7 protein-coding genes and 1 pseudogene are annotated in these 9,468 nt (G+C 73.9%); 4 read left to right on the top strand and 4 right to left on the bottom strand.

The features are described from left to right. From ACSNOH_RS30605 to ACSNOH_RS30620, 4 genes are all read right to left on the bottom strand, one after another. On the bottom strand, nt 1-761 hold a 761-nt coding region (locus tag ACSNOH_RS30605; RefSeq protein ID WP_436724702.1), incomplete at its 3' end, for an EamA family transporter. A gap of 47 nt (nt 762-808) precedes the next feature. After that, on the bottom strand, nt 809-2,167 hold the full coding sequence (locus ACSNOH_RS30610; protein WP_436724703.1) for an acyltransferase family protein: 1,359 nt from the start codon (nt 2,165-2,167) through the stop codon (nt 809-811). Between the two features lie 243 nt (nt 2,168-2,410). After that, on the bottom strand, nt 2,411-4,039 hold the full coding sequence (locus ACSNOH_RS30615) for a penicillin-binding transpeptidase domain-containing protein (RefSeq protein WP_436724705.1): 1,629 nt from the start codon (nt 4,037-4,039) through the stop codon (nt 2,411-2,413). A 189-nt stretch (nt 4,040-4,228) separates the two neighbouring features. Then, nucleotides 4,229-5,989, bottom strand: a complete 1,761-nt coding sequence (locus ACSNOH_RS30620) for a dolichyl-phosphate-mannose--protein mannosyltransferase (RefSeq protein ID WP_436724706.1) — start codon at nt 5,987-5,989, stop codon at nt 4,229-4,231. Nucleotides 5,990-6,207: 218 nt separating this feature from the next. Between ACSNOH_RS30620 and rsmI the strand changes: the two genes are divergently transcribed. The 4 genes and pseudogenes from rsmI to ACSNOH_RS30640 form a co-directional block, all read left to right on the top strand. After that, nucleotides 6,208-7,086 (top strand): 16S rRNA (cytidine(1402)-2'-O)-methyltransferase, encoded by an 879-nt coding sequence (rsmI, locus tag ACSNOH_RS30625; RefSeq protein WP_436724707.1) that lies wholly within the window; start codon nt 6,208-6,210, stop codon nt 7,084-7,086. Nucleotides 7,087-7,248: 162 nt separating this feature from the next. Further along, the gene (locus ACSNOH_RS30630) at nt 7,249-7,797 is read left to right on the top strand and encodes a hypothetical protein (RefSeq protein ID WP_436724708.1); all 549 of its coding nucleotides are present in this window, start codon (nt 7,249-7,251) and stop codon (nt 7,795-7,797) included. 38 nt (nt 7,798-7,835) lie between these two features. Continuing rightward, on the top strand, nt 7,836-8,753 hold the full coding sequence (locus tag ACSNOH_RS30635) for a TatD family hydrolase (RefSeq protein WP_436724709.1): 918 nt from the start codon (nt 7,836-7,838) through the stop codon (nt 8,751-8,753). Nucleotides 8,754-8,920: 167 nt separating this feature from the next. Continuing rightward, nucleotides 8,921-9,468, top strand: a pseudogene (locus tag ACSNOH_RS30640) (hypothetical protein); the annotation flags it as partial.

Genomic DNA, 9,468 nt, shown 5'->3' on the forward strand with positions numbered 1-9,468 from the left:
GCCCCGATCCCCGCCCCCACCAGGATCGAGGACTCCCGCAGCGCCGAGATGGGCGCCAGGTCCGCGCGCGTCTGCGCCCACAGCACCAGCCCGTACGCGAACACCGACAGCACCCCGCCCAGCAGCCCCCGCACCGCGTACGGCCTGATCTCCGCCACGAACCGGCCCCGCCGCGTCACCATCGCGTACGCCGGGATCGCGACCCCCTCCAGGATCATCAGCCACGCGATGTAGCCGAGCGGCGTGCCGGAGGCGCGGACGCCGAGGCCGTCCACGACCGTGTACGCGGCGATGGACAGCCCCGTCGCCGCCGCGGCGGCGATCGCCGCCCAGTGCGGCCGCGCGCCCGAGCCCCGGATGCCCCACAGCGCGAGCCCGACGAGTCCGGCGGAGGCCACGAGCACGCCCGCCGCCTGCCAGCCGCCGGGCGTCTCGCCGGCGAACGCGGCGGCCATGACGGTGACGGCCAGCGGTGCCGTGCCGCGGGCGATCGGGTACATCTGCCCGAAGTCGCCGAGCGTGAACGACCGCATGAGCAGCATCTGGTAGACGACGTGCAGGACGGCGGAGCCCAGCAGATACGGCCAGGCCGCGGCCGCCGGCAGGGGCACGAAGCCCGCCGCGGCCGCCCCGCACAGCGCCCCGCCGCCTCCGACGAGCGTGAAGGCGAGGAGCTGGTCCTTGATGCCGTGCGCGACGGCGTTCCAACTGGCGTGCGTGATGGCGGCTATGAGGACGGCCGTGGCGACCAGAGGGGTCATGGGCCAGGACGCTAGCGCTGCGTGCCCCGTACACGCGATGTCGCATGTCACACGGGCCGGGCGGACGACCTCTCCGCTTTCCCGGCCCTCCCCGCCGTCTCCACGAGCAGCCAGCCGGCCGCGCACATCAGGACCGCGACGGGGGCGGTGACGCGTACGGCGACCAGGACGGCGGAGTGCCCCTCAAGGAGCCCGCCGAAGCCGGTCATCGACAGCCCGAGCACGCCGAAGAGGGCGAGCGTCACGCCGAGCGCGGCGGCGGGGGCGGCGCCGCGGCGGGCGGCCGGCGTCCCCGCCGGGGCGGGTGCCGGCGGCTGTTCGGCCCGGCGGAAGACCGCGACGAGGAGCGCCGTTGCGGCCGCGGCGGCCGCGAGGCGCGGCGGGACCTGCAGCCACCAGGCCGCGCTCGCCGGGGCGGGCAGGGGCACGTGCGCCGCCAGCATCGCCCCGTACACGCCGAGCATCGCCGTGAGGTGCCACAGGAACGCCGTCATCGCGATGCCGTTCGCGGCGACGACCGTGCGCCACACGCGGGGGCGCGCGACCGCGCGGGATACGGGGCCGCGCAGCAGCTCGACCGCGCCGATCAGCCACATGCCGTGGCAGAGCAGGGCGGCGGTGGGCGGCGCCATGTTGCTGATCCTCTCGCCCGGCATGCCCACCATCGACAGGGGGTACGGGCCGAGGCCCACCAGGGCGACGGCCCCGGCCAGGCCCGCGGCGGCGAGGAGCGCGGGCCGGCGCAGACGCCCGTCCGCGCGGAGGAAGCCGAGCTGGTGGACGGCCAGCCAGACGAAGGCGAAGTTGAGGAACTCCACGTACGGGACACCCGCGGCGAACCGCAGGACGTCGACGGCCCCCGCCGCGGCCGCCAGGGCGGCGAACGCGCCCCAGCCGAAGCGCTCGTGGAGGCGCAGGAGGGGCGGGGTGAAGGCCACCATGGCGAGGTAGATGCCGATGAACCACAGCGGCTGGGCGACGAGCCGGGCGGCGACGTCGGTCAGGGCGCCGCTGCCGCCGGCCAGTTGGACGGCGAGCGCGCCCGCGCCCCATACGGCGACGAAGAGCATCGTGGGGCGCAGGAGGCGCTGGAGGCGGGCGCGGAGGAAGAGCGCGTAGGCGGGGGCGCCGCCGGTGCGGCGGGTGAGGGAGCGGTAGGAGAGGGCGTGCGAGAAGCCGCCGACGAAGAAGAACACCGGCATGACCTGCAGGACCCAGGTCAGCAGCTGCAGCTTCGGCTCGACCGCGAGCAGGTTGCCGACGGCGGCGCGGCCGCCTTCGTCCACGGTGACGGCCGCCATGAGCCAGTGGCCGAGCACGACGGTCCCGAGGGACGCCACGCGCAGGAGGTCGATGACGCGGTCGCGTGCGGCGGGTGTCGCGGCGGCGAGTGCCCGTGCGCTCATCTTGGTTCCCATACGCGCCACCCTCGCCCGCGCCCCGCGCCCCCCACCACCGCCGGGGTACTCAGACAGCCCCTGAGTACCCCGCCTCACCGGCGCGGGGCCTGTTCCCTGCCGGGTGCGGCAACGCCCCCTCCGCATGCGCGGCTCGGCACCGCCGGGCTCGTACGTACGGGCTGAGCGCCGTTGCGGCGGGAGGGAATTGCCGGGGCGGTCAGCGCCGGCCCCCGCAGGGGGACCGTGTCGTCAGGACGCCCGCAGGACCGAGGCTACGATCGGGCCCGCCGAGTCGCCGCCGTGGCCGCCGTGGGGGACGACCGCCGCCGCGGCGACGTCGCCGCGGTACGCGGTGAACCAGCCGTTCGGCTTGGGCTGGCCGTCGACCTCCGCGGAGCCGGTCTTCGCGCCGGTGTCGGGGCCGAGCCCCGACATCGCCCGGGCGCCCGTGCCCGCCGTCGCGGTGAGCCGCATCATCCCCCGCAGCTGCTCCGCGACACCCCCCGGCAGGGACCGCGGCGCCCGCGCGAGCTGCCGCCCGTCGAGCGACGGGTCGACCACGTAGGGCTGGTGGAAGGAGCCGGCCCGTACCGTCGCCGCCATCGAGGCGACGTTGAGCGCGGACATCTGCACCTTGCCCTGCCCGATCATCGCCGCCGCCTTGCCCGCCCCGGACTCGGCCGGCACGCTGCCGTCGAACGTGGCGACGCCCGTCTTCCACTCCAGGCCGAGCCCGAAGACGTCCCGCGCCTCCGTGGCGAGCGCGCCGTCGCCGACTTCGCCGGCCAGCGAGATGAAGGCGGTGTTGCAGGAGGCGGCGAAGTCCTGGGCGAAGGTCGCGCCGGGGTTCTCGCTCTCCTCCACGTTGTGGAAGCGCATCCCGTACGTGGCGTACTTCGGGCACGGCAGCGGCTTGCCGGGCGCGGCCTTGCCCGCCTCCAGCAGCATCGCCGACGTGATGATCTTCATGGTGGAACCGGGCGCGGTCTGCCCCAGGAACGCCGTGTTGAACTCGGTCTTCTTGGAGTTGGCGACGGCGAGGATCTCGCCCGTGCTCGCCTTGAGCGCGACGACGGACGCGTCGTCGCGCAGGTTCACCGCCGCCTCGGCCGCCCGCTGGACCCCCGCGTCGAGCGTGGTCTTCAGCTGGGCGGGCTTGCCCTTGGACACCACGTGCAGCGTCTTCCCCGCGGCGCCGGGCGTTCCGCCGCCCTCCGGCACGGCCTGCACTTCCACGCTCGGCGCGCCGCCCGCCTTCTCCCCGTACTTCTTGCGCAGCTGCGGCAGGACGGAGGAGAGCGAGGGGTAGTCCTTGGCGTCGAGCTTCGTGCCGTTGCGGTCGAGCGCTTCGACCTCCGGCGGCGCCCCCGCGTTCGTCCGCAGGGTCTCGCCGCGGCCGAGCTGCGGGTGGACGACGGCGGGCTGCCAGTCGACGAGCGCGTGGCCCGTGCTCTGCCCGCGGACGACGGCGAGCGAGGACTCGTACGTCCAGGTCGAGCGCTGCGAGCCGTAGGAGATCTCGGCGCTCACGGAGAACGGCACCTTGGCGCCCTGCGGCGTGCCCGGCTTGAGCGAGACCTTCTCCACGTGGGCGGTCTCGCGGTAGCCGGCGAGGGCGGTCGTCGCCGCGCCGGCGTTGTCGGTGAGGGCGGCGGCCTTGGCGGTGTCGCCGGACTCCCACGCGGCGAGGAAGTCGCGCGCGGTCTTCCTGATCTCGTCCGCCGTCGGCGGCCCGGTTCTCAGCGGGGCGGGCTCCCCGTGCGCACCGGTCGAGCCGTCGCCCGCGACGGCGTCGACCAGGTTGTACGCGCCGAGGCCGGCCGCCCCCACGATCGCCGCCGCGACGACGCCGATCGAGATCTTCGCGCCCTTGTGCATCTGTGTTCCCCCTCCGGAACCGCTCCGGGCCTCCCCGCCCGACCGGTTTAATCATCCGATTAAAACCTCTGTACGGGCACTGTACGGGAAGGCCGGGCAGGGCAAGGGGGGTATGGCCGGAACCGGTCCTTCAGGGTTATTGAATTGTCGTCAGGTCCACGAGCCGGACCCGCGTGTCAGATCCACGCGTCAGATCCACGAGTCGAACCACATCCGGTTCCGCCACGCCTCCATCGGGATCGCGTTCCCCGTGTAGATCGGCCAGAAGTAGATGAAGTTCCACGCGATCAGCAGCACCAGCGTGCCCGCCCCGACCGCGCCCGCCACCCGGCGCCGCTCCGTGGATCCCGGCGGCCCCAGGATCGCGCCGATCATCATGGCCAGCGCCAGGCACAGGAACGGCAGGAAGACGACCGCGTAGAAGACGAAGATGGTGCGCTCCTGCCACAGGAACCACGGCAGGTAGCCGGCCGCGACCCCGCACAGCACCGCGCCCGCCCGCCAGTCGCGCCGCAGCGCCCACCGGTAGAGGAGGTAGGCCACGGCGAAGCAGGCGGCCCACCACAGCAGCGGGGTGCCCAGCGCGAGCACTTCGCGCGCGCACTTGTCGGCCGCGTCCGCCGGGCAGCCGTCCTCGCCCGGCTTCGGGGACTCGTAGAAGTAGGAGACCGGGCGAGCCTGGACCAGCCAGCTCCACGGGTTGGACTGGTAGGTGTGCGGAGAGGAGAGCGTGGTGTTGAAGTGCCACACCTCCTGCTCGTACTTCCACAGGCTGCGCAGGGGGTTGAGGATCCCGGAGAGGAAGCCGTCCGTGGCGTAGCCGCCGTCGTTCTCGGCCCAGTGCCGGTAGTAGCCGCTGTGCTGCCAGCCGTTCTTCTCGCTGTACGTGCCGCTGTTCGCGAACCAGCCGGTCCACGACGCCAGGTAGACCGCGATCGCCACGGGCACCGTCGACAGGAACGCCCACGGCACGTCGCGGCGCAGCGCCGAGACGAACGGGCGGCGCGCGCCCGCCGTGCGCCGGGCCGCCGCGTCCCACAGGACGATCATCAGCCCGAACGCGGCCAGGAAGACCACGCCGTTCCACTTCGTGGCGCAGGCCAGGCCCAGGAACACGCCCGCCGCGATCCGCCACGGGCGCAGGCCCAGCCGCAGGCCGTCACCGACGGCGTCGTCGGGGCAGGGCACGCCGTCCGGGCCGGCCGGCAGCGCGGCGGCCAGCTTCGCCCGCGCCCGGTCCCGGTCGATGAGCACGCAGCCGAACGCGGCCAGCACGAAGAACATCAGCACCGAGTCGAGGAGCGCCGTGCGGCTCATGACGAAGTGCAGGCCGTCCACGGCCATCAGGGCGCCCGCGAGGCAGCCGAGGAACGTGGAGCGGAACAGACGGCGGCCGATGCGGCACAGCATCAGGACGGACAAGGTGCCGAGCAGCGCGACCATGATGCGCCAGCCGACGGGGTTGAGGCCGAAGAGCCACTCGCCGATGCCGATGACCCACTTGCCGACCGGCGGGTGCACCACGTAGCCGGGGACGTCGGGGACGTCGGTCCAGCCCCCGATGACCCTGTCGTTGATGTCGTCCGGCCACTTCGCCTCGTAGCCGTACTTCCACAGGGCCCACGCGTCCTTGGCGTAGTACGTCTCGTCGAATATGACGGCCCTGGGGCTGCCCAGGTGCCAGAAGCGGATGAGCGCGGCGAAGAGCGTGACGAGCAGCGGGCCCGTCCAGCCCGACCCGCGGGCGAGCCGCGCGGCGGCGTCCGCCCGCACGCCCAGCAGCGACCACACGCGCGTCCCCGGCTGCGGGAACGGGGGGACGAGCCGCTCGCGCACGTCCGGCTGCGGCCTGGCCGCGTAGCCGAAGCGGCGGAGTCTGAGCTGCCAGGGTGGCGGGTGCTCGGCTGCCGTCCGGCCTTGCGAGGCGTGCGTCGCGGTGTCACTGGTCACCGCGCCATCGTAGGGAACCGGCCTGTGGGTCGGCGGATCACGGCCCGGGCATGTCCGCCCGCGGCTCCTGCCGCTCCGTCGGGGGCGCCGGACTTTACCTGCCGCCCGGGTGGCCGAACGGGCCCTCTTGCCGTGCGGCGGATCCTTCCCCTCCGTCCGGGAAGGCGGAGCGGCCCGGCCCGGGCGGGGGGACCGGGCGGGCCTGGGAGGATGGAGAGGTGACTGGAACGCTCGTACTTGCTGGTACCCCCATCGGCGACGTCGCCGACGCCCCTCCCCGCCTCGCCGCCGAGCTCGCCGCGGCCGAGGTGATCGCCGCGGAGGACACGCGCCGGCTGCGCAGGCTGACCCAGGCGCTGGGCGTGCACACGACCGGCCGGGTCGTGTCGTACTTCGAGGGCAACGAGTCGGCCCGCACGCCCGAGCTGGTGGAGGCGCTGGCGGGCGGCGCGCGCGTGCTGCTCGTGACCGACGCCGGCATGCCCTCCGTCTCCGACCCGGGCTACCGGCTGGTCGCCGCCGCCGTCGAGCGGGACATCAAGGTGACGGCCGTGCCCGGCCCGTCCGCCGTGCTGACGGCGCTGGCCGTCAGCGGCCTGCCCGTGGACCGCTTCTGCTTCGAGGGCTTCCTGCCCCGCAAGGCCGGCGAGCGCCTCGCCCGGCTGCGCGAGGTGGCCGCCGAGCGCCGCACGCTCGTCTACTTCGAGGCCCCGCACCGCCTGGACGACACCCTCGCCGCGATGGCGGAGGCCTTCGGCGCGGACCGCCGCGCCGCGGTCTGCCGCGAGCTGACCAAGACCTACGAGGAGGTCAAGCGCGGCCCGCTGAAGGACCTCGCGGCCTGGGCGGCCGACGGCGTCCGCGGTGAGATCACCATCGTCGTGGAGGGCGCACCCGAGCCCGGCCCGCAGGAGCTGGACGCCGGGGAGCTCGTGCGCCGCGTACGGGCGCGCGAGGAGGCCGGCGAGCGCCGCAAGGAGGCCATCGCGGCCGTGGCTGCGGAAGCAGGCCTACCCAAGCGCGAGGTGTTCGATGCGGTCGTGGCAGCAAAAAATGCGCCACATCAGGGCCCATCGGAAGGTAAAGGGATAATCTGAAAAGCAAAGCTTAGGCCTCGTAGCCTGGTGCTTTGGGCAGGTCGACGCCAAGTTTGCCCCAATTCGGGGGATAGGCTGCTGCGCCGCCGCCGGGATGGGCGTTCCCTGGATGTGGGACGTCCGGTCCCGGAGAGACTTGTCCTCAGGACAAGAGGAGCTGCCATGAGCGAGATCGCAGGAACCTCCAACGGTGTCCACTCGATAGCCGGCCCGCAGCCGGTTCCCGAGCGCAGCACGTTCGCCGCGCCCCCCACCGTGCTGGAGACGGAGACGGCACACGAGTCGTACTCGTTCGCCTGCATGCGGTGCGGCCACGGCTGGGAGCAGTCGTACGAGATCGAGCACCACACGGACGCCGAGGGCCGGCCCTTCGTCATCTACTACGCGGACGGCGAGCGCGTGCCGTCCCCGCTGACCCGCCCCACCTGCGTGAACTGCGGCGAGCACGTCGTGCGCATCATGCGGTCCGGCCGCGTCTCGCTGATCGCGGACGTCCTGCACCGCCCCGCCCACGAGGTCCCGGCCACCCAGCAGGCCCCCGCGGGCCCGCTCCACGCGGGCGGCCCCGAGCCGTGGCGCAGGGCGCGGCGCGAGCCCAGCGAGGGCGGCGGCGCGCCCACCGAGGGCGCCGGCGAGCCCGGCCGGGCACACCACTGGCACCTCTCCGACCTCCTCCACCCCTTCCGCACCCACCGCGAGCACCAGCGCTAGAGGCGTACGGGCCTGCCCGCCTGCCTAGAATCGCTCGCATGGCGGCAACAGCATCGAACAGCAGCGCACAGGGCCGGAGCGGCAAGAACGACAAGGACGCCCCGCCGCCGCTCCCGGCCCCGCTGAACGTGCCCGTCGCCGACTCGCACACCCACCTGGACATGCAGGGGGACACCTCCGTCGAGGAAGCGCTCGCCAAGGCCGCGTCCGTCGGCGTCACGACGGTCGTCCAGGTGGGGTGCGACGTGGCCGGCTCCCGCTGGGCGGCGCAGACGGCCGCCGCGCACGACGCCGTCTGGGCCACCGTGGCCCTGCACCCCAACGAGGCGCCCCGGATCGTCCACGGCGACCCCGACGGCTGGTCGCGCCAGGGCACCCGCCCCGCGGGCGGCCGGGAAGCCCTCGACGCCGCCCTCGCCGAGATCGACGCTCTGGCCGCGCTCCCGCAGGTCAAGGGCGTCGGCGAGACGGGCCTGGACTTCTTCCGCACCGGGCCGGAGGGCATGGAGGCGCAGGAGTACTCCTTCCGCCGCCACATCGACATCGCCAAGCGCCACGGCAAGGCCCTGGTCATCCACGACCGCGAGGCCCACGACGACGTCCTGCGCGTCCTCACCGAGGAGGGCGCGCCGGACGCCGTCGTCTTCCACTGCTACTCGGGCGACGCCGCCATGGCGAAGGTCTGCGCCGACAACGGCTACTACATGTCGTTCGCCGGCAACGTCACCTTCAAGAACGCCCAGCCGCTGCGCGACGCCCTCGCCGTCGCGCCCCTCGACCTGATCCTGGTCGAGACCGACGCGCCCTTCCTGACGCCCGCCCCCTATCGCGGACGGCCCAACGCGCCGTACCTCATTCCGGTCACGTTGCGCGCCATGGCGGCCTCCAAGGGGACCGGCGAGGACGAGCTGGCCGCGGCCGTCGCGGCGAACACGGCGCGGGCTTTCGCCTACTGATCCCTTGGTGAGTCCTGGGCGGACGCGCGGCCGCGCCGGTGGACGCAGGCCCCCGCGCGCCCTCCCGCACTCCGGTGCACCGCGACACCGTGTGATGATCCGACTTTGGAGAGTGACGCCCCCTCCGCTACAGTCCCGGGCCGAAGCCCGACCCAGGGGAGCCTCACGTGACGCATGCACAGGGCAGTCCCCGCGCCGCACGCAGCGGTGCGGCGGAAGCACCGCCGTACGACCCGTTTGACCCCTACAGCCCGTACGCCGCACACGACCCGTACGACCCGCACGACCCCTACTTCACGGGGCAGCACGGTGCCGGGCACTACGACGCCGGCCGCTACGACGGCAACCGTTACGACGGCAACCATTACGACCTGTACGCGGCCTACGTGGCCCCGGTCGGGCCCTACCCGATATACGAGCAGGTCCCGGCCCCGGCAGGCCCCGGCTCCGGTCCCGGCCCGTACGACCCCTTCCTGCCCGAGCCCCGCGAAGCGGCCGGGCACGACCTGCCGTACGAGGCGCCGCACCTGCCGCGCCAGCCGCTGACCCGGGAGGCGTACGCGGCGGGTGGGGTCGTAGCAGGAGAAGTGGTGGAAGGGGCGGCGGAAGGCACGGCGCACGGAGCGGCGGGCGGAGCGGCCCCTTCCGGGTCGCTTACGCAAGAGCCGCCCCTTACGCAAGAGCCGCCCCTTACGGAAGAGCCCCCCGCCGCAGC

This window comes from Streptomyces sp. URMC 127 (genome assembly GCF_051386535.1).
GTDB lineage: Bacteria > Actinomycetota > Actinomycetes > Streptomycetales > Streptomycetaceae > Streptomyces.

What these genes read in the sequence shown, in the direction of transcription:
- ACSNOH_RS30610 (WP_436724703.1), bottom strand. Translation starts at nt 2,167, where the DNA reads ATGAGCGCACGGGCACTCGCCGCCGCGACACCCGCCGCACGCGACCGC.
- ACSNOH_RS30615 (WP_436724705.1), bottom strand. Translation starts at nt 4,039, where the DNA reads ATGCACAAGGGCGCGAAGATCTCGATCGGCGTCGTCGCGGCGGCGATC.
- ACSNOH_RS30635 (WP_436724709.1), top strand. Translation starts at nt 7,836, where the DNA reads ATGGCGGCAACAGCATCGAACAGCAGCGCACAGGGCCGGAGCGGCAAG.
- ACSNOH_RS30630 (WP_436724708.1), top strand. Translation starts at nt 7,249, where the DNA reads ATGAGCGAGATCGCAGGAACCTCCAACGGTGTCCACTCGATAGCCGGC.